Source organism: Enterobacter cloacae complex sp. 382A5, assembly GCF_050031095.1.
GTDB classification, from domain to species: domain Bacteria; phylum Pseudomonadota; class Gammaproteobacteria; order Enterobacterales; family Enterobacteriaceae; genus Enterobacter; species Enterobacter cloacae.
The window spans coordinates 4388508-4408615 of the sequence record NZ_JBLGVK010000001.1 but is presented as its reverse complement, the minus strand read 5'-3'; the positions used below and the strand labels follow the sequence as shown (position 1 = coordinate 4408615).

Here is a 20108-nt window from a genome sequence, read left to right as displayed (position 1 = left end):
AGCGGGGAATATGGCTCCCTTCACCTGGAGAACAATAATGATGAAACCAACCCTTTTGCGCTGGGTCGCCATCGCTGCGCTGATGGCAGGCGGTACATTTAGCGTGGCGGCTAACCCGCCTGCGGCTCCTCCGGTCTCTTATGGCGTGGAGGAAGATGTGTTTCATCCCGTGCGGGCCACGCACGGGATGGTGGCCTCGGTGGATGCGCTGGCAACGAAAGTGGGCGTCGATATTCTCAAACAGGGCGGTAATGCGGTGGATGCCGCGGTGGCGGTCGGCTATGCGCTGGCGGTAACACACCCGCAGGCGGGGAATCTCGGCGGCGGCGGCTTTATGATGCTGCGCACCAAAGACGGAAAGACGACGGCCATTGACTTCCGCGAAATGGCGCCAGCTCAGGCCTCCCGCGATATGTTCCTTGACGATCAGGGCAATCCGGACAGTAAAAAATCGCTGACTTCGCACCTTGCGTCCGGTACGCCGGGCACCGTCGCAGGCTTCTCGCTGGCGCTGGAAAAATACGGCACGATGCCGCTGAACAAAGTGGTCCAGCCTGCCATTAAGCTGGCGCGCGACGGCTTTGTGGTGAACGACGCCCTGGCCGATGACCTTAAAACCTACGGCAGCGAAGTCATTCCGAACCATGAAAACAGCAAGGCGATCTTCTGGAAAGACGGAGAGCCGCTGAAGAAGGGCGATAAGCTGGTGCAGAAGAACCTTGCCAAAAGCCTGGAGCTGATTGCGGAGCATGGCCCGGACGCCTTCTACAAAGGGGCGATTGCCGACCAGATTGCCGAAGAGATGCAAAAGAACGGCGGGCTCATCACCAAAGCGGATCTGGCGGAGTATAAGGCGGTGGAGCGCGAGCCAATTAGCGGCACCTACCGTGGCTATGAGGTCTTCTCCATGCCGCCGCCGTCCTCTGGCGGGATCCACATCGTGCAGATCCTCAATATTCTGGAAAACTTCGATATGCACAAGTTTGGCTTCGGCAGTGCCGATGCCATGCAGGTGATGGCCGAGGCGGAAAAACGCGCCTATGCCGACCGCTCGGAATACCTTGGCGACCCGGACTTTGTGAAGGTGCCGTGGCAGGCGCTGACCAACAAAGCGTATGCCAAATCCATTGCCGATCAGATCGACATCAATAAGGCTAAGCCGTCGAGCGAGATCCGCCCCGGCAAGCTGGCACCGTATGAAAGTAACCAGACCACCCACTTCTCGGTGGTGGATAAAGACGGTAACGCGGTGGCGGTTACCTATACGCTCAATACCACCTTTGGAACCGGTATTGTGGCGGGCAACAGCGGCATTCTGCTGAACAACGAGATGGATGACTTCTCTGCCAAACCGGGCGTACCGAACGTCTACGGGCTGGTCGGTGGGGATGCCAACGCGGTGGGGCCGAAGAAACGTCCGCTGTCGTCGATGTCACCGACCATTGTGGTGAAAGACGGCAAAACCTGGCTGGTAACCGGCAGCCCGGGTGGCAGCCGGATTATCACCACCGTGCTGCAGATGGTGGTGAACAGTATCGATTTTGGTATGAACGTGGCGGAGGCGACCAACGCCCCACGCTTCCATCACCAGTGGCTGCCGGATGAACTGCGCGTCGAGAAGGGCTTTAGCCCGGACACCCTCAAACTGCTGGAGCAGCGCGGACAGAAGGTAGCGGTGAAAGAGGCGATGGGCAGCACCCAGAGCATTATGGTGGGGCCGGACGGGGCGCTGTTTGGCGCGTCAGACCCGCGGTCGGTGGATGATTTAACGGCGGGGTATTAATCTGTTGTGTAATTCCCTCTCCCGGTGGGAGAGGGCAACTAACTACTTCATTCGCGCCATATAATACGCATCCACATACTCGCCGTTGCGCAGGGCAAATTTTCTGCCGGTGCCTTCGATTTCAAAGCCAAACTTCCGGTACAGCGCCAGTGCGGAAGGGTTATCGGCAAAAACCGTTAACTCGATACGTTCGATACGCAGCCAGTTATCGCACAGGTTGATCATCTCGCGCATGAGCGCGCTCCCGACGCCGCGCCCTTGAGCGTGCGCCGCAACGCTGATACCGAACGTGGCCACATGGCTGCGTCGAGGGCTGGCTTCCACCTGAAGCATCAGATCGCCAACGATTTGCTCATCAATGCAGGCGACCAGCCGTCTTTGCCCGGGTTTTACAATAAGACGTTCTTGCCAGTACTCAAGGGAAGGATGAGGTAGCTGTAGCGTGTCGTGATACACCCCTGGATGCATGTAGTTCTGGCGTAAGGCTTCGGCATCTTTCGGTTCCGCATGGCGTATCACTATCTCACTCATTCCTTATTCCTCAGTCAGTTAAACATCCTTTCCAACATCAGTGACTTTGAAATTTGAGTCAACCGCTATTTTTTGCAAAAAGTATTGGACAAGTGCGAATGAGAATGATTATTATTGCTCTGCATTCAGGAAGACCACTACGGGAACCTGAAAGCACGACATTGCTCACATTGCTTCCAGTATTACTTTAGCCAGCTTTTAGCTGGCTTTTTTTTTGCCCTTTTTCGCCCTCTCCCCGTGGGAGAGTGCTGGGGTGAGGGCAAAACATGCGCTATGGTAAAACCCAGTAACCTTCCAAAAGGACTGAGCTATGACCTTACATTGCGCATTTATTGGATTTGGTAAAAGTACGACCCGCTATCACCTTCCGTATGTTCTCAACCGTAAAGATAGCTGGCATGTGGCGCATATCTACCGCCGCAGCGCGAAGCCGGAAGAGCAGTCTCCGCAGTATTCCCATATTCATTTCACCAGCGATCTCAATGAAGTCCTGGGCGACCCGCAGGTTAAACTGGTCATCGTCTGTACCCATGCCGACAGCCATTTCGACTATGCGAAACGCGCGCTCGAGGCGGGTAAAAACGTGCTGGTAGAAAAACCCTTCACCCCGACCATCGCTGAAGCGAAAACCCTCTTCGCACTGGCGAAAAGCAAAGGGCTGACCGTCACGCCGTATCAGAACCGTCGCTTCGACAGCTGCTTCCTGACGGCGAAAAAGGCGATTGAGAGCGGCAAGCTTGGCGACATCGTCGAAATGGAAAGCCATTTTGACTATTACCGCCCGGTGGCGGAGACCAAACCCGGCCTGCCGCAGGACGGTTCCTTCTACGGTCTTGGCGTCCATACCATGGACCAAATCATCTCCCTGTTTGGCCGCCCGGACCACGTGGCGTATGACATTCGCAGCCTGCGTAATAAAGCCAACCCGGACGATACTTTTGAAGCGCAGCTGTTCTACGGCGACCTGAAAGCCATCGTTAAAACCAGCCATCTGGTGAAAATCGACTACCCGAAATTTATCGTTCACGGCACGAAAGGTTCGTTTATCAAGTACGGTATCGATCAGCAGGAGACCAGCCTGAAGGCCAATATCATGCCGGGTGAACCGGGCTTTGCGGCGGATGATTCGGTTGGCGTACTGGAGTATGTGAACGCAGAAGGTGTGACGGTCAGAGAAGAGCTGACGCCTGAAACCGGCGACTATGGTCGCGTCTACGACGCGCTGCATGCAACCCTGACCCGCGGCGTGGCGAATTACGTCAAGGAATCTGACGTTCTGACCAACCTCGAAATCCTAGAACAGGCCTTCGAACAGGCTTCTCCTGCCACGGTAACCCTTGCGAAATAAGCAAAAATGGCTCCTCTGCACTTGTTCATAATTTTTGAACAGAGGAGTCAATTTTCACCCTCTATGATCCCAGGCGGTTTGCGTCCACACTTACTTCATCGAAACGAACTGAGGGTGAAAACAATGATCTATTTACGCAAAGCAAACGAACGTGGTCACGCGAATCATGGCTGGCTGGACTCATGGCATTCATTCTCGTTTGCCGACTACTACGACCCGAACTTCATGGGCTTCTCTGCACTGCGCGTGATTAACGATGACGTGATTGATGCAGGCCAGGGCTTCGGTACCCACCCGCATAAAGACATGGAAATCCTGACCTATGTGCTGGAAGGGGCGGTTGAGCACCAGGACAGCATGGGCAACAAAGAGCAGGTTCCGGCGGGCGAGTTCCAGATCATGAGCGCGGGTACCGGTGTTCGTCACTCGGAGTACAACCCGAGCAAAACTGAAAAACTGCACCTGTATCAAATCTGGATCATTCCAGAAGAAACCGGCATCACGCCGCGCTACGAGCAGCGCCGCTTCGACGCCAAACAGGGCAAACAGCTGGTGCTCTCCCCGGATGCGCGTGAAGGTTCGCTGAAAGTGCATCAGGATATGGAACTGTACCGCTGGGCGCTGGCGAAAGACGAACAGTCTGTACACCAGATCGCCGCGAACCGCCGCGTCTGGATCCAGGTGGTGAAAGGTGAAGTGTCCATCAACGGCACCAAAGCGACAACGGCGGATGGTCTGGCCATCTGGGATGAGCAAGCGCTCTCCGTGCATGCCGACAGCGAAAGTGAAATTCTGCTGTTTGATCTGCCACCGGTGTAATAAATCATAAATAAATGCCCATCCTTCCCTTTGACAGGGGAAGGATGGGCTTTGTCCGTGATAAACTGAGCAAATCTCTCTCTTCAAGATTTCTCAGGACGATGAAAAAGAAACGCCCCGTACTTCAGGATGTCGCCGATCGTGTTGGTGTGACCAAAATGACGGTCAGCCGTTTTTTACGTAACCCGGAACAGGTTTCCGTAGCGTTGCGTGGCAAGATTGCCGCTGCTCTCGATGAACTGGGTTATATCCCCAACCGCGCACCCGATATTCTCTCCAATGCTACCAGTCGTGCGGTGGGCGTCCTCCTGCCTTCTTTAACCAACCAGGTCTTTGCCGAAGTGTTGCGCGGTATTGAAAGCGTCACGGATGCGTTTGGTTACCAGACCATGCTGGCACACTACGGCTACAAACCGGAACTGGAAGAAGAACGTCTTGAATCGATGCTTTCCTGGAACATCGATGGCCTGATTTTAACTGAACGTACTCACACCCCCCGTACGCTGAAGATGATTGAAGTGGCCGGGATCCCGGTGGTGGAACTGATGGACAGCCAGTCGCCGTGCCTTGATATTGCCGTGGGTTTTGACAACTTCGAAGCGGCGCGGCAGATGACGGCGGCGATCATCGCGCGCGGTCATCGTCATATCGCCTACCTGGGTGCGCGTCTTGATGAACGTACTATCATCAAACAGAAGGGATACGAGCAGGCGATGCTTGACGCAAATTTAACCCCGTACAGCGTGATGGTGGAGCAGTCCTCTTCCTATACGTCGGGTATTGAGCTGATGCGGCAGGCACGGCGCGAGTATCCACAACTGGACGGTATTTTCTGTACCAACGATGACCTTGCGGTCGGTGCAGCGTTCGAATGTCAGCGTCTGGGGCTGAAGATCCCCGATGATATGGCGATAGCCGGTTTCCACGGCCATGACATCGGCCAGGTGATGGAGCCGCGTCTGGCGAGCGTCCTGACACCGCGTGAACGCATGGGCCGCATTGGCGCAGAACGCCTGCTGGCGCGCATTCGCGGTGAAGCGGTTACGCCAAAAATGTTAGATTTAGGTTTCACCTTGTCACCGGGTGGATCTATTTAATCCGACAAATTTGAAGTAGCTCACACTTATTCACATCGCGCACGTTTGGATATTGCTTCTCTTTTGCCCCGGCAGGACAATGTTACCGATAACTGTTACCCGTAACAATTGACTGAGGGACACCCTTTGAGCACGACTAATCATGATCACCACGTTTACGTCCTGATGGGCGTTTCCGGTAGCGGTAAATCTGCCGTGGCAAGCGAAGTGGCGCATCAACTTAATGCGGCGTTTCTTGATGGCGACTTCCTCCATCCGCGCAGCAACATCATGAAGATGGCCTCCGGCGAGCCGCTGAACGACGACGACCGTAAACCGTGGTTACAGGCGCTGAACGATGCCGCGTTTGCCATGCAGCGCACCAATAAAGTTTCCCTGATCGTCTGCTCTGCGCTGAAAAAAACCTACCGCGATCTGCTGCGTGACGGCAACCCGAACCTCTCTTTCATCTACCTGAAAGGCGATTTCGACGTCATCGAAAGCCGTCTCAAGGCGCGCAAAGGCCACTTCTTCAAAACCCAGATGCTGGTCACACAGTTCGAAGCGCTGCAGGAGCCAGGTGAAGATGAAAAAGACGTCTTAGTGGTTGATATCGATCAGTCACTGGAGGGTGTTGTTGCCAGCACCATCGAGGTCATTAATAAAAGGCAGTAAGTTTTGAGTACATTAACGCTAGTTTTGACAGCAGTGGGTTCGGTATTGCTGCTGCTGTTTTTAGTGATGAAAGCGCGTATGCATGCTTTTGTTGCTTTGATGGTGGTTTCTATTGGTGCGGGTCTCTTTTCCGGTATGCCGCTCGACAAGATCGCTGCGACGATGGAAAAAGGGATGGGGGGCACACTGGGCTTCCTGGCTATTGTGGTCGCGCTGGGCGCGATGTTTGGCAAGATTCTGCATGAGACGGGCGCGGTCGACCAGATTGCCGTCAAGATGCTGAAATCGTTTGGTCACAGTCGTGCACACTATGCGATTGGCCTGGCCGGTCTGATCTGCGCGCTGCCGTTGTTCTTTGAAGTGGCCGTGGTGCTGCTGATTAGCGTGGCGTTCTCCATGGCGCGCCATACCGGTACTAACCTTGTGAAGCTGGTTATTCCGCTGTTTGCGGGCGTGGCGGCAGCCGCGGCGTTTCTGCTGCCGGGGCCTGCGCCGATGCTGCTGGCTTCCCAGATGCACGCCGACTTTGGCTGGATGATCCTGATTGGCCTGTGCGCGGCAATCCCGGGAATGATTATCGCCGGTCCGCTGTGGGGCAATTTCATCAGCCGCTACGTTGAACTGCATATTCCTGATGATATTACCGAGCCGCACCTGGGCGAAGGTAAAATGCCGTCCTTCGGCTTCAGCCTGTCTCTGATCCTGCTGCCGCTGGTGCTGGTGGGTCTGAAAACCATTGCCGCGCGCTTTGTACCGGTGGGATCTACCGCGTACGAATGGTTCGAATTTATCGGTCACCCGTTCACGGCAATTCTGGTGGCGTGTCTGGTGGCGATTTATGGCCTGGCGATGCGTCAGGGGATGCCGAAAGACCGCGTGATGGAAATCTGCGGTGCTGCGCTGCAGCCAGCGGGCATTATCCTGCTGGTGATCGGTGCGGGTGGCGTGTTCAAGCAGGTGCTGGTGGATTCGGGCGTCGGTCCGGCGCTGGGTGAAGCGCTGACCGGAATGGGACTGCCCATCGCGGTCACCTGCTTTGTGCTGGCGGCGGCGGTGCGTATCATTCAGGGCTCCGCGACCGTTGCCTGTTTAACGGCTGTTGGCCTGGTGATGCCGGTGATTGAAAAGCTGAACTACTCCGGTGCGCAGATGGCGGCGCTGTCTATCTGTATCGCGGGTGGTTCGATTGTGGTGTCGCACGTGAACGATGCGGGCTTCTGGCTGTTCGGTAAATTTACCGGTGCGACCGAAGCGCAAACCCTGAAAACCTGGACGCTGATGGAAACTATCCTCGGCACTACGGGTGCGATTGTCGGGATGATTGCGTTTACGCTGCTGAGCTAACCCCGGTTTTCTCCCTCTGGGAGAGGGTTGGGGTGAGGGCATCAGGCTGCAGAGATCTTATTTTGTCGGGTAGCGGCTTCGCCTTACCCGACCTACAAAAAACTCAGTTCCCGTAGGCCGGGTAAGCGCAAGCGCCACCCGGCTTTTTTACAGCAGCACTGTGCCTTCCGTTGTGCGCAGCCAGCGCGGCGCTTTTAGCGTATCGCTGTAAAATCGCACCAACTCCTGCAGCAGATCTCCCGCCACTCTCTCATCGCTTTCTGACAGCGAATGCGCTAACAGCATTTGCGTTAACAGCTGGCAATATCGCCCTAACTGATCAACTTCCGGTTCGAATACCGGCACGTCCAACGGCAGGTCATCCACCGTCAGGCTGGCTTTTAAATATTCTGGCACAGGTTCAAGCAGCGTCGGCTGGAGCAGGGCGAGGCAGGCGGAAAGCCGTCCACACAGCGCCATCTTCTGGGTTGGATCGTCACATTCAACCAGCACGTCGACAAACCGCGCGCAGTTGTCTGCCAGCTCGGTGAAGTCGATGGTGTGATCGAACGGTGTGGTGAATAAGGAGTGAGAAAAGCTAAGGGTAGTAGTCATAAGACCGCCTCTGATGCGTAATGTATATCCACCACTGGAGAGGCTAATCTCACGGGTGGTGGAACCAGACAGGGTTAGCCTTACCGGCCTCATCAGCTACCGGCGCGTCTTGCGACGCCCCCGCCTGGCCCACCATTGGAGTGTAGCTAAGCGCGCGACACGATAACACTCGTGTTGCTGATGAGGAAGTTCAGGAGGCTAATCCCGACGCCTGATTTTGCAGGCGCGGCAAGAAGATACTGCGTTGGGGATGGGGTGGCAAGAGAGGCTCTGGAAGGCGGCTCGCAAAACGAAATATTATTTTTGAGGAGTGCGGCCTGTTGCCCTCACCCCGGCCCTCTCCCACGGGGAGAGGGAGCAAACACTAAAAACGGCAATCTAAGATTGCCGTTTTGCTTTTACCTTGCTATCCCTTCATCCACGCCCGTATCCCGTCCAGGAACATCTGCGTCGCCATCATCACCAGAATCAGCCCCATCAAACGTTCCAGCGCATTGACCCCTTTTTCGCCCAGCAGGCGCAGGAATAGCGACGATTGCAGCAGAATGATGAACGTTCCGCCCCAGGCAATCAGCAAAGCAATCACCAGATGGCTCATCTGGTTGGGATACTGATGCGACAGTAGCATCAATGTGGCCAGAATGGTCGGCCCGGCGACCAGCGGGATCGCCAGCGGTACGATAAACGGCTCTTCACCCGCAGGCAGGCCGCTGCTGCTGCCTTCCGCGCTCGGGAAAATCATCTTAATGGCAATCAGGAACAGAATAATTCCGCCGGAAATGGAGACCGTTTCGGCACGCAGATTCAGGAAGGCGAGAATTTTTTCGCCGGCAAAAAGGAAGATAAACATCACCAGCAGGGCGATGAGCAGCTCGCGGATCATGATCGCCCGGCGGCGCTTGGGTTCGGTGTGCTTCAGCACCGACATGAAAATCGGCAGGTTTCCCAGTGGATCCATTATCAGGATCAATAAAACCGCCGCAGAAATGATTTCACTCATGTAAATTAGCCCTGAATTTCTCTATGGTTATTAGGATGATTAGCTCTTTTTCTGATTGCCGGGCAATCATCGATTAATTTCGCTTGCGACTTTGGCAGCATTTTGTAATGTGAAGCATATCCCAGTTCAATACTGGCTTGCACAAACAGCACACACCCTCTGCAGGAAACAAATGCTATGAAAAACGTTGGTTTTATCGGCTGGCGCGGTATGGTCGGCTCTGTACTCATGCAACGCATGGTTGAAGAGCGCGATTTCGACGCTATCCGCCCGGTCTTCTTCTCCACTTCCCAGCTCGGCCAGGCTGCACCGTCCTTTGGTGGTACCACAGGGACGTTGCAGGATGCTTACGATCTGGAAGCGCTGAAGGCACTCGACATTATTGTGACCTGCCAGGGCGGCGATTATACCAACGAAATCTATCCAAAGCTGCGTGAAAGCGGCTGGCAGGGCTACTGGATTGACGCGGCCTCTTCGCTGCGTATGAAAGACGATGCCATCATCATCCTCGACCCGGTGAACCAGGGCGTGATCACCGACGGCCTGAACAACGGCGTGAAAACCTTTGTCGGCGGTAACTGTACCGTCAGCCTGATGCTGATGTCCCTCGGTGGCCTGTTCGCGCAGGACCTGGTTGAGTGGGTCTCCGTGGCGACCTACCAGGCCGCATCCGGCGGCGGTGCGCGTCACATGCGTGAACTGCTGACCCAGATGGGCCAGCTGCACCAGAGCGTTGCGACCGAGCTGGCAAATCCGGCGTCCGCGATCCTCGATATCGAGCGTAAGGTCACCGAACTGACCCGCAGCGGCGAACTGCCGGTCGATAACTTTGGCGTACCGCTGGCCGGTGGCCTGATCCCGTGGATCGACAAACAGCTGGATAACGGCCAGACCCGTGAAGAGTGGAAGGGTCAGGCGGAGACCAACAAAATCCTCGCTACCGCGAACACCATTCCGGTTGACGGTCTGTGCGTGCGTATCGGCGCGCTGCGCTGCCACAGCCAGGCCTTCACCATTAAACTGAAAAAAGATGTGTCTATTCCGACCGTGGAAGAGCTGCTCGCCGCACATAACCCGTGGGCGAAAGTGGTGCCAAACGATCGCGATATCACCATGCGCGAACTGACGCCTGCGGCCGTCACCGGCACGCTGACCACGCCGGTTGGCCGTCTGCGTAAGCTGAACATGGGGCCAGAGTACCTCTCCGCGTTCACCGTGGGTGACCAGCTGCTGTGGGGTGCCGCAGAGCCACTGCGCCGTATGCTGCGCCAGCTGGCGTAATAATTTGTTAACTACCGGGGGTGATTTTCACCCCCTTTTTTTGCGTACTACATGGAGTAAAACGCAGATGTCTTATTTTTTATCAGGAGGAACCTCGTCGTTGGCTATGCTTTAAGGAAGATTTATTTCTCACCTGAGGGTAGGGCGGAGCAGAGAGGATGAGCTGCACCGTTTAGGTCACATTAAAAGTCGTCCCGGAGCGAATAAAAAGGGCGACATAAAAAAACAGGATGAATACCATGTCCGATCGTATTTCGAGAGACGTGATTAATGCGCTTATTGCGGGTCATTTTGCCGACCCCTTTTCTGTGCTAGGGATGCACCGTACAGAGGCCGGGCTGGAAGTTCGCGCGCTGTTACCAGATGCTACAGAAGTGTGGGTCATCGAACCCAAAACCGGCCGCAAGGTGGGTAATCTGGAATGCCTCGACTCACGTGGCTTCTTCTCGGGCGTCATGCCCCGTCGTAAAAACCCCTTTCGTTATCAGCTTGCCGTCATCTGGCACGGTCAGCAAAACCTGATTGACGATCCCTATAGCTTTGGCCCGCTCTTAAAAGAGATGGATGCCTGGCTGCTGTCCGAAGGCACCCATCTGCGGCCTTATGAAACGCTGGGTGCCCATGCGGATACCATGGATGGTATTACCGGCACGCGGTTTGCTGTGTGGGCGCCAAACGCCCAGCGCGTCTCCGTCGTCGGGCAGTTCAACTACTGGGACGGTCGTCGTCACCCCATGCGCCTGCGTCGGGAAACCGGCATCTGGGAGCTGTTCATCCCCGGCGCGCATAACGGTCAGCTCTATAAATTTGAGATGATCGATGCCAACGGCAAGCTGCGCATTAAAGCTGACCCGTACGCCTTTGAAGCGGAGCTGCGCCCGAATACTGCCTCGCTTATTTGCGGCCTGCCGGAGAAGGTGGTCCAGACGGAAGAGCGCAAGCAGGCTAACCGCTTCGACGCGCCAATCTCCGTTTATGAGGTGCATCTCGGCTCCTGGCGTCGCCACACCGATGACAATTTCTGGCTGAGCTATCGTGAGCTGGCTGACCAGCTGGTACCGTACGCCAAATGGATGGGCTTTACCCATCTGGAGCTGCTGCCGGTTAACGAGCACCCGTTCGACGGAAGCTGGGGCTATCAGCCTACCGGGTTATACGCACCGACGCGCCGCTTTGGCACGCGCGACGACTTCCGCTATTTCGTTGATGCCGCACACGCCGCAGGGCTGAACGTCATTCTTGACTGGGTGCCGGGCCACTTCCCATCGGATGATTTTGCGCTGGCCGAGTTCGACGGCACAAAACTGTACGAGCACAGCGACCCGCGCGAAGGCTATCACCAGGACTGGAATACGCTGATCTACAACTACGGTCGTCGTGAAGTCGCGAACTACCTGGTCGGGAACGCGCTTTACTGGATCGAGCGTTTCGGCATTGATGCCCTGCGCGTGGATGCGGTGGCGTCGATGATCTATCGCGACTATAGCCGCAAAGAGGGCGAGTGGATCCCGAACGAGTATGGCGGTCGCGAGAACCTGGAAGCAATTGAGTTTCTGCGCAACACCAACCGCATTATTGGCGAGCAGGTTGAGGGCGCGGTGACGATGGCGGAAGAGTCCACCGACTTCCCGGGCGTTTCCCGTCCGCCGTCAATGGGTGGCCTGGGCTTCTGGTACAAGTGGAACCTGGGCTGGATGCACGACACGCTCGATTACATGAAGCTCGACCCGGTTTATCGTCAGTATCATCACGATAAGCTTACCTTCGGGCTGCTCTACAACTACACCGAAAACTTCATGCTGCCGCTGTCGCACGATGAAGTGGTGCACGGTAAAAAATCCATTCTCGACCGCATGCCGGGCGACGCGTGGCAGAAGTTTGCCAACCTGCGCGCCTACTACGGCTGGATGTTCGCCTTCCCGGGCAAAAAACTGCTGTTTATGGGCAACGAGTTCGCCCAGGGGCGCGAGTGGAACCACGATACCAGCCTCGACTGGCATCTGCTGGAGGGCGCTGACAACTGGCACCACGGCGTGCAGCGGCTGGTCCGCGATCTGAACCTGACCTACCGCCACCATAAAGCACTGCACGAGCTGGACTTCGATCCGTACGGTTTTGAGTGGCTGGTGGTGGACGACCATGAGCGCTCGGTATTTGTTTTTGTGCGCCGGGATAAAGCGGGCAACGAGATTATCGTTGCCAGTAATTTTACGCCGGTTCCACGTCATCATTACCGCTTTGGCATTAATCAGGCCGGTAAATGGCGCGAAATCCTCAACACCGATTCCATGCATTACCACGGCAGTAACGCCGGTAACGGCGGACTGGTCCAGAGTGATGCCATCGAAAGCCACGGGCGCCCCAACTCCCTGAGCCTGATGCTGCCGCCGCTCGGTACCATCTGGCTGGTGCGGGAGGGCGAATGACGCAGCTTACGGCAGGTAAACCCGAACCGCTCGGGGCGAGCTTTGACGGAAAGGGTGTGAATTTCACCCTCTTTTCTGCTCACGCGGAGCGGGTCGAACTCTGTGTGTTTGACGGGGAAGGTAACGAACATCGTTACGATTTACCGGCGCGCACCGGGGATACCTGGCACGGTTACCTGGCCGGTGGACGGCCAGGGATGCATTACGGTTTTCGCGTTCACGGTCCCTGGGCGCCTGCTCAGGGGCACTGGTTTAACCCGGCAAAGCTGCTGATTGACCCGTGTGCCCACCGCGTGGAAGGCGAGTTTAAAGACGACCCGCTGTTCCACGTCGGCTACGGGGAACCAGACCACCGCGACAGCGCCCACGTGGCCCCAAAAAGCGTGGTGGTGGGCGATCGCTACGACTGGGAAGACGATGCCCCGCCGGGCACGCCGTGGGGCAACACCGTGATTTACGAGGCCCATGTAAAAGGGCTGACCTATCTCCATCCGTCTATTCCCAAAGAGATGCGCGGCACCTATAAGGCGCTCGGCCATCCGACCATGATCGCCTATCTGAAACATCTCGGGATCACCGCGCTGGAGTTGTTGCCCATCGCCCATTTCGCCAGCGAGCCTCGCCTGCAGCGACTGGGGCTGAGCAACTACTGGGGCTACAACCCGCTGGCGATGTTTGCGCTCGACCCCCGCTACGCCGCCCACCCGGACAAGGCGCGGGACGAGTTTCGTGATGCGGTGAAAGCGCTTCATGCGGCCGGTATCGAAGTGATTCTGGACGTGGTGCTGAACCACAGCGCGGAAAGCGATCTCGACGGTCCGACGCTCTCCATGCGCGGAATTGATAACCGTAGCTATTATTGGATCAGAGAGGATGGTGATTACCACAACTGGACCGGTTGCGGTAACACGCTCAACCTCAGCCATCCGGCGGTGACGCATTTTGCGTATGAATGCCTGAAATATTGGGTGGAAACGTTCCACGTCGACGGTTTTCGTTTTGACCTGGCGCCGGTGATGGGCCGCACGCCGGGGTTCAGCCAGCAGGCGCCGCTGTTTGAGGCGATCAAAAACTGCCCGGTGCTCTCGCGGGTGAAGCTGATTGCCGAGCCGTGGGACATTGGTGAAGGTGGCTACCAGGTGGGGAACTTCCCGCCGCTGTTTGCCGAATGGAACGACCACTATCGCGATGCCGTACGCCGCTTCTGGCTGGAGAGAAGCCTGTCGCTGGGGGAGTTCGCCGGACGCTTTGCCGCTTCCAGCGATCTGTTTAAACGTGATGGCAAACGACCGTCTGCTACCGTCAACCTGGTGACCGCGCATGACGGTTTTACGCTCCGGGACTGCGTTTGTTTCAATCAGAAACACAATGAGGCAAATGGCGAGGAGAATCGCGATGGCACTAACAATAACCATAGCTTTAATCATGGTATAGAAGGGTTAGGCGGAAGTCTGGATGTTATTGAGCGGCGACGCGCCAGCGTGCATGCGCTGCTGACGACGCTTTTGTTGTCGCAGGGCACGCCGATGCTGCTGGCAGGGGATGAACATGGCCACAGCCAGCACGGTAACAACAACGCCTATTGCCAGGACAACACCTTAACCTGGCTCGACTGGGGAGAAGCGAACAGCGGCCTGATCCACTTTACCGCGGCGCTGATCCACCTTCGTCAGCAGATCCCCGCGCTCACCGCCAACCGCTGGTGGGAGGAGGGCGACGGCAACGTTCGCTGGCTGAATAAAGACGCGCAACCGTTAAGCGCGCAAGAGTGGCAACACGGCGTACCGCGCCTGCAGATCCTGCTTTCGGATCGCTGGCTGGTTACGCTGAACGCGACGGATGACGTCGCTGAGATTGTTTTACCTGACGGGGAATGGCGCGCCGTTCCCCCCTTTGCCGGAGCGGATAATCCGGTAGTAATGGCTGTCTGGCACGGGCCTGCGCACGGAGTGTGCGTATTCCAAGATGATAAAAAAGGAGTTAGTCATGGTTAGATTAGAGAAGAACGATCCCTTAATGTTGGCACGCCAGCTCCCCTTAAAAACGGTTGCCCTGATCCTCGCTGGCGGGCGCGGAACCCGTCTTAAAGATTTGACCATCAAGCGCGCCAAGCCGGCTGTTCACTTTGGTGGTAAGTTCCGAATTATCGATTTTGCACTGTCCAACTGCCTGAACTCAGGTATTCGCCGCATTGGCGTCATTACGCAGTATCAGTCGCACACCCTGGTGCAGCATATTCAGCGCGGCTGGTCATTCTTCAGCGAAGAGATGAATGAGTTTGTCGATCTCCTGCCTGCCCAGCAGCGTGTTCACGGTGAAAACTGGTACCGCGGCACCGCTGATGCGGTGACCCAGAACCTCGATATCATTCGCCGCTACAACGCGGAGTACATCGTGATCCTCGCCGGGGACCACATCTACAAGCAAGACTACTCCCACATGCTCATCGACCACGTCGAGAAAGGGGCGCGCTGCACCGTGGCGTGTCTGCCGGTGCCCGTTGCCGAGGCGACGGCGTTTGGCGTGATGCACGTGGACGCGGACGATAAAATTATCGACTTCGTTGAAAAACCGGCCAACCCACCAACCATGCCGGGAGATGACACCAAATCGCTCGCCAGCATGGGGATCTATGTCTTTGATGCAGATTACCTTTATGAACTGCTGGAAGAAGACGACAAAGACGAACACTCCAGCCACGACTTCGGTAAAGACATCATTCCGAAAATTACCAAAGCTGGCATGGCCTATGCACATCCTTTCCCGCTGTCCTGCGTGCAGTCGGATCCGAATGCGGAACCTTACTGGCGCGATGTGGGAACCCTGGAAGCGTACTGGAAAGCCAACCTCGATCTGGCCTCCGTCACGCCTGAGCTGGATATGTACGACCAGAACTGGCCGATCCGTACCCATATGGAATCCCTGCCGCCAGCGAAATTCGTTCAGGACCGCTCCGGCAGCCACGGCATGACGCTGAACTCGCTGGTCTCCGGCGGGTGCATTATCTCCGGCTCGGTGGTGGTGCAGTCGGTGCTGTTCCCGCGCGTGCGTATAAACTCATTTTGTAATATCGATTCGGCGGTGCTGCTGCCGGATGTCTGGGTCGGGCGTTCGTGTCGTCTGCGTCGCTGCGTGATCGACCGTGCCTGCGTCATTCCTGAAGGAATGGTGATTGGTGAAAACGCGGAAGAAGATGCACGTCGCTTCTACCGTTCTGAAGAGGGGATCGTGTTAGTCACACGGGAAATGTTGCGGAAGCTGCAGATCAAACAGGAGCGATGATGCAGGTTTTACACGTATGTTCTGAGATGTTCCCGTTGTTAAAAACGGGCGGCCTGGCGGATGTTCTTGGTGCATTACCCGCGGCGCAAATCGCTGGCGGAGTCGATACCCGAGTCCTGCTGCCTGCCTTCCCGGATATCCGGCGCGGCATTCCCGATGCAAAGGTGGTGACGCGCCGTGACACCTTCGCCGGACGCATTACCCTGCTGTATGGACATTACAATGGCGTGGGCATCTACCTGATTGACGCGCCGCACTTATATGACCGACCAGGTAGCCCGTATCACGATACGAACCTGTTTGCCTATACCGACAACGTGCTGCGTTTTGCGCTGCTCGGCTGGGTTGGGGCTGAAATGGCGGTAGGGCTGGATCCGTTCTGGCGCCCGGACATTGTGCACGCACACGACTGGCACGCGGGGCTCGCTCCGGCATATCTGGCGGCGCGCTGCCATCCGGCGAAATCGGTCTTTACGGTGCATAACCTGGCGTATCAGGGCATGTACTACGCCCATCACATGAATGACATCGATCTGCCATGGTCGTTCTATAACATGCACGGGCTGGAGTTTAACGGGCAGATCTCGTTCCTGAAGGCCGGGCTTTACTATGCCGACCACATCACGGCCGTGAGCCCGACCTACGCCCGTGAAATTACGCAGCCGGAGTTCGGCTACGGCCTCGAAGGGTTGCTCCGTCAGCGCCATCGTGAAGGGCGTTTGTCGGGGATCCTTAACGGTGTCGATGAACAGATCTGGAACCCGGAGACCGACCTGCTGCTCGCGGCCCGCTATGGCCGTGATTCCGTGGAAGACAAAGCGGAAAACAAACGCCAGTTACAAATTGCGATGGGGCTGAAGGTCAACGACAAAGTGCCGCTGTTTGCGGTGGTGAGCCGTCTGACCAGCCAGAAAGGGCTGGACCTGGTGCTGGAGGCCCTGCCGGGACTGCTGGAGCAGGGCGGACAGCTGGCGCTGCTCGGCGCGGGCGACCCGGTATTGCAGGAAGGCTTCCTGGCGGCAGCGGCGGAACACCCGGGGCAGGTGGGCGTGCAGATTGGCTATCACGAAGCGTTCTCGCACCGGATCATGGGCGGCGCGGACGTCATTCTGGTGCCGAGCCGTTTCGAACCTTGCGGCCTGACGCAGCTCTACGGCCTGAAGTACGGCACCCTGCCGCTGGTGCGACGCACGGGCGGGCTGGCGGATACGGTATCTGACAGCTCACTGGAAAACCTGGCGGACGGTATCGCCAGCGGGTTTGTCTTTGAGGACAGTAATGCCTGGTCGCTGCTTCGGGCGATTCGGCGTGCTTTCGTCTTGTGGTCCCGTCCGTCGCTGTGGCGTTACGTTCAACGTCAGGCGATGTCCATGGACTTTAGCTGGCACGTTGCGGCGCAGTCATACCGCGATCTCTATCAACGCTTGATGTAACGAGGCGAAGTTACTGATATGAACGCTCCTTTTAGTTACTCTTCCCCCACGCTCAGCGTTGAGGCGTTGAAGCATTCTATCGCCTATAAGCTGATGTTTACCATCGGGAAAGATCCGGTCATCGCCAACAAACACGAGTGGCTCAACGCCACCCTGTTTGCGGTGCGTGACCGCATGGTTGAACGCTGGCTGCGCTCCAACCGCGCCCAGCTGTCGCAGGAAACGCGTCAGGTTTACTACCTGTCGATGGAATTTTTGATTGGCCGCACCCTCTCTAACGCGCTGTTATCGCTCGGTATTTACGATGACGTTAAAACCGCGCTGGAAGAGATGGGGCTGGACTTAGAAGAGCTGATTGACGAAGAGAACGACCCGGGGCTCGGTAACGGTGGCCTGGGGCGACTTGCCGCCTGCTTCCTCGACTCGCTGGCGACGCTGGCCCTGCCGGGGCGTGGCTACGGCATTCGCTACGACTACGGGATGTTCAAGCAGAACATCGTGGACGGACGTCAGAAAGAGTCCCCGGACTACTGGCTGGAATACGGCAACCCGTGGGAGTTTAAACGTCACAATACGCGCTATAAGGTGCGGTTTGGCGGACGTATTCAGCAGGAAGGGAAAAAGTCCCGCTGGGTGGAAACCGAAGAGATCCTTGCCGTCGCCTATGACCAGATTGTCCCGGGCTACGACACCGATGCGACCAATACGCTGCGTCTGTGGAACGCGCAGGCCAGTAGCGAGATTAACCTGGGTAAATTTAACCAGGGCGACTACTTCGCGGCGGTGGAAGATAAAAACCACTCCGAGAACGTCTCCCGCGTGCTCTACCCGGACGACTCGACCTATTCCGGGCGCGAGTTGCGCCTGCGTCAGGAGTATTTCCTCGTCTCCGCGACGATTCAGGATATCCTCAGCCGTCACTATCAGCTGCACAAGACCTACGCCAATCTGGCGGAAAAAACCGCCATTCACCTCAACGATACCCATCCGGTGCTGTCGATCCCGGAGTTGATGCGTCTGCTTATCGACGAGCATAAGTTCAGCTGGGACGATGCGTTTGAGGTGACCTGTCAGGTCTTCTCTTACACTAACCACACGTTGATGAGCGAAGCGCTGGAAACCTGGCCGGTGGATATGCTCGGCAAAATTTTGCCGCGCCATCTGCAGATCATCTTTGAAATAAATGACTACTTCCTCAAGACGCTGCAGGAGCAGTATCCGAACGATACCGGCCTGCTGAGCCGCGCTTCTATCATTGATGAATCGAACGGTCGTCGCGTACGCATGGCCTGGCTGGCGGTGGTGATCAGCCACAAGGTGAATGGGGTTTCAGAGCTGCACTCGAACCTGATGGTGCAGTCGCTGTTTGCGGACTTTGCGAAGATCTTCCCGACGCGTTTCTGCAACGTGACCAATGGCGTCACGCCGCGTCGCTGGCTGGCGCTGGCAAACCAGCCGCTTTCTGAGGTGCTGGATGAGCACATTGGCCGCACCTGGCGAACCGATCTCAGCCAGCTGAGCGAGCTTGAACAGCACATTGATTTTCCGGCGGTGAACAAAGCCGTACGAGAAGCCAAGCTGCTGAACAAGAAACGTCTGTCAGTCTGGCTGGCGTTACATCTGAACGTGGTGGCGAACCCGAAAGCGCTGTTCGACGTACAGATCAAGCGTATTCATGAGTACAAGCGCCAGCTGATGAACGTGCTGCATGTGATCACCCACTATAACCGCATCAAGGCCGATCCGACGGCGGAGTGGGTGCCGCGTGTGAAGATCTTTGCCGGTAAGGCGGCGTCCGCTTACTACATGGCGAAGCACATCATTCACCTCATCAACGATGTGGCGAAGGTGGTCAACAACGATCCGGATATCGGCGACAAGCTGAAGGTGGTCTTTGTTCCTAACTACAGCGTCAGCCTGGCGCAGCTGATCATTCCGGCGGCCGATCTCTCTGAGCAGATCTCCACCGCCGGGACGGAAGCGTCCGGCACCAGTAACATGAAGTTTGCCCTTAACGGCGCGCTGACCATCGGCACGCTGGACGGGGCCAATGTCGAAATGCTGGAGCACGTGGGGGCGGAAAATATCTTTATCTTCGGGAATACCACGGAAGAGGTGGAGGCGCTGCGCAAGAAAGGCTACTCGCCGCGTGAGTATTACGAAGAGGATGAGGAGCTACGTCAGGTGCTGACGCAAATCGCCACCGGGGTGTTTAGCCCAGACGAGCCAGGGCGCTATCGGGACCTGGTGGATTCGCTGATTAACTTTGGCGATCACTATCAGGTGCTGGCGGATTACCGCAGCTACGTGGATTGTCAGGACAGGGTGGACGAGCTTTATCGTCAGCAGGAGAAGTGGACCTGCGTCGCGATGCATAACATCGCCAATATGGGGTATTTCTCGTCCGACAGGACCATTAAGGAGTATGCCGAGAATATCTGGCATATTGATCCGGTGCGGCTGTAAAAACAAAGCCCGGTGGCGCTGCGCTTACCGGGCCTACGGGATCGAGTAGG

15 protein-coding genes are annotated in these 20108 nt (G+C 56.6%); 12 read left to right on the top strand and 3 right to left on the bottom strand.

Features of this window, described 5'->3' with window-relative positions; genetic code table 11:
* The first annotated feature begins 37 nt into the window (after positions 1-37).
* A complete protein-coding gene (gene ggt / locus ACQG2G_RS20860; protein WP_013099121.1) occupies positions 38-1783 on the top strand; it encodes a gamma-glutamyltransferase in 1746 nt (581 codons plus the stop codon).
* A gap of 42 nt (positions 1784-1825) precedes the next feature.
* On the opposite strand, the gene yhhY is transcribed toward ggt, so the two are convergent.
* Entirely contained in the window at positions 1826-2314 is a 489-nt protein-coding gene (yhhY, locus tag ACQG2G_RS20855) for an N-acetyltransferase (RefSeq protein ID WP_058678226.1), read from the bottom strand.
* A gap of 310 nt (positions 2315-2624) precedes the next feature.
* Between yhhY and ACQG2G_RS20850 the strand changes: the two genes are divergently transcribed.
* The 5 genes from ACQG2G_RS20850 to gntU all read left to right on the top strand — a co-directional run bounded on the left by ACQG2G_RS20850 (position 2625) and on the right by gntU (position 7576).
* The gene (locus tag ACQG2G_RS20850) at positions 2625-3662 is read left to right on the top strand and encodes an oxidoreductase (protein WP_061771505.1); all 1038 of its coding nucleotides are present in this window, start codon (positions 2625-2627) and stop codon (positions 3660-3662) included.
* Positions 3663-3785: 123 nt separating this feature from the next.
* Complete coding sequence (locus tag ACQG2G_RS20845; RefSeq protein WP_000639796.1) at positions 3786-4481, top strand: pirin family protein; 696 nt, start codon at positions 3786-3788, stop codon at positions 4479-4481.
* A gap of 101 nt (positions 4482-4582) precedes the next feature.
* Positions 4583-5578 carry a gluconate operon transcriptional repressor GntR gene (gene gntR / locus ACQG2G_RS20840; RefSeq protein WP_014833579.1) on the top strand — a complete coding sequence of 332 codons (996 nt, stop codon included), beginning with the start codon at positions 4583-4585 and terminating at the stop codon, positions 5576-5578.
* A 126-nt stretch (positions 5579-5704) separates the two neighbouring features.
* A complete protein-coding gene (gene gntK / locus ACQG2G_RS20835) occupies positions 5705-6232 on the top strand; it encodes a gluconokinase (protein WP_038420757.1) in 528 nt (175 codons plus the stop codon).
* Positions 6233-6235: 3 nt separating this feature from the next.
* Positions 6236-7576 (top strand): gluconate transporter, encoded by a 1341-nt coding sequence (gene gntU / locus ACQG2G_RS20830; RefSeq protein ID WP_061771506.1) that lies wholly within the window; start codon positions 6236-6238, stop codon positions 7574-7576.
* Between the two features lie 147 nt (positions 7577-7723).
* Here the strand turns inward: gntU and ACQG2G_RS20825 are convergent, their stop codons facing one another.
* The gene (locus ACQG2G_RS20825) at positions 7724-8170 is read right to left on the bottom strand and encodes a hypothetical protein (protein WP_061771507.1); all 447 of its coding nucleotides are present in this window, start codon (positions 8168-8170) and stop codon (positions 7724-7726) included.
* 406 nt (positions 8171-8576) lie between these two features.
* Positions 8577-9170 (bottom strand): NAAT family transporter YhgN, encoded by a 594-nt coding sequence (yhgN, locus tag ACQG2G_RS20820; protein ID WP_003861574.1) that lies wholly within the window; start codon positions 9168-9170, stop codon positions 8577-8579.
* 177 nt (positions 9171-9347) lie between these two features.
* Between yhgN and asd the strand changes: the two genes are divergently transcribed.
* From asd to glgP, 6 genes are all read left to right on the top strand, one after another.
* Positions 9348-10451, top strand: a complete 1104-nt coding sequence (gene asd, locus ACQG2G_RS20815; RefSeq protein WP_029883894.1) for an aspartate-semialdehyde dehydrogenase — start codon at positions 9348-9350, stop codon at positions 10449-10451.
* A 239-nt stretch (positions 10452-10690) separates the two neighbouring features.
* On the top strand, positions 10691-12877 hold the full coding sequence (glgB, locus tag ACQG2G_RS20810) for a 1,4-alpha-glucan branching enzyme (protein ID WP_061771508.1): 2187 nt from the start codon (positions 10691-10693) through the stop codon (positions 12875-12877).
* The gene (gene glgX / locus ACQG2G_RS20805; protein ID WP_047351998.1) at positions 12874-14871 is read left to right on the top strand and encodes a glycogen debranching protein GlgX; all 1998 of its coding nucleotides are present in this window, start codon (positions 12874-12876) and stop codon (positions 14869-14871) included. The genes glgB and glgX overlap by 4 nt, the downstream gene beginning before the upstream one ends.
* Entirely contained in the window at positions 14864-16159 is a 1296-nt protein-coding gene (gene glgC / locus ACQG2G_RS20800; protein ID WP_013099110.1) for a glucose-1-phosphate adenylyltransferase, read from the top strand. The genes glgX and glgC overlap by 8 nt, the downstream gene beginning before the upstream one ends.
* Positions 16159-17592 carry a glycogen synthase GlgA gene (glgA, locus tag ACQG2G_RS20795; protein WP_426769458.1) on the top strand — a complete coding sequence of 478 codons (1434 nt, stop codon included), beginning with the start codon at positions 16159-16161 and terminating at the stop codon, positions 17590-17592. Before glgC ends, glgA begins: the two co-directional genes overlap by 1 nt.
* Before the next feature lie 18 nt (positions 17593-17610).
* A complete protein-coding gene (glgP, locus tag ACQG2G_RS20790) occupies positions 17611-20058 on the top strand; it encodes a glycogen phosphorylase (RefSeq protein WP_013099108.1) in 2448 nt (815 codons plus the stop codon).
* Positions 20059-20108: the final 50 nt, after the last annotated feature.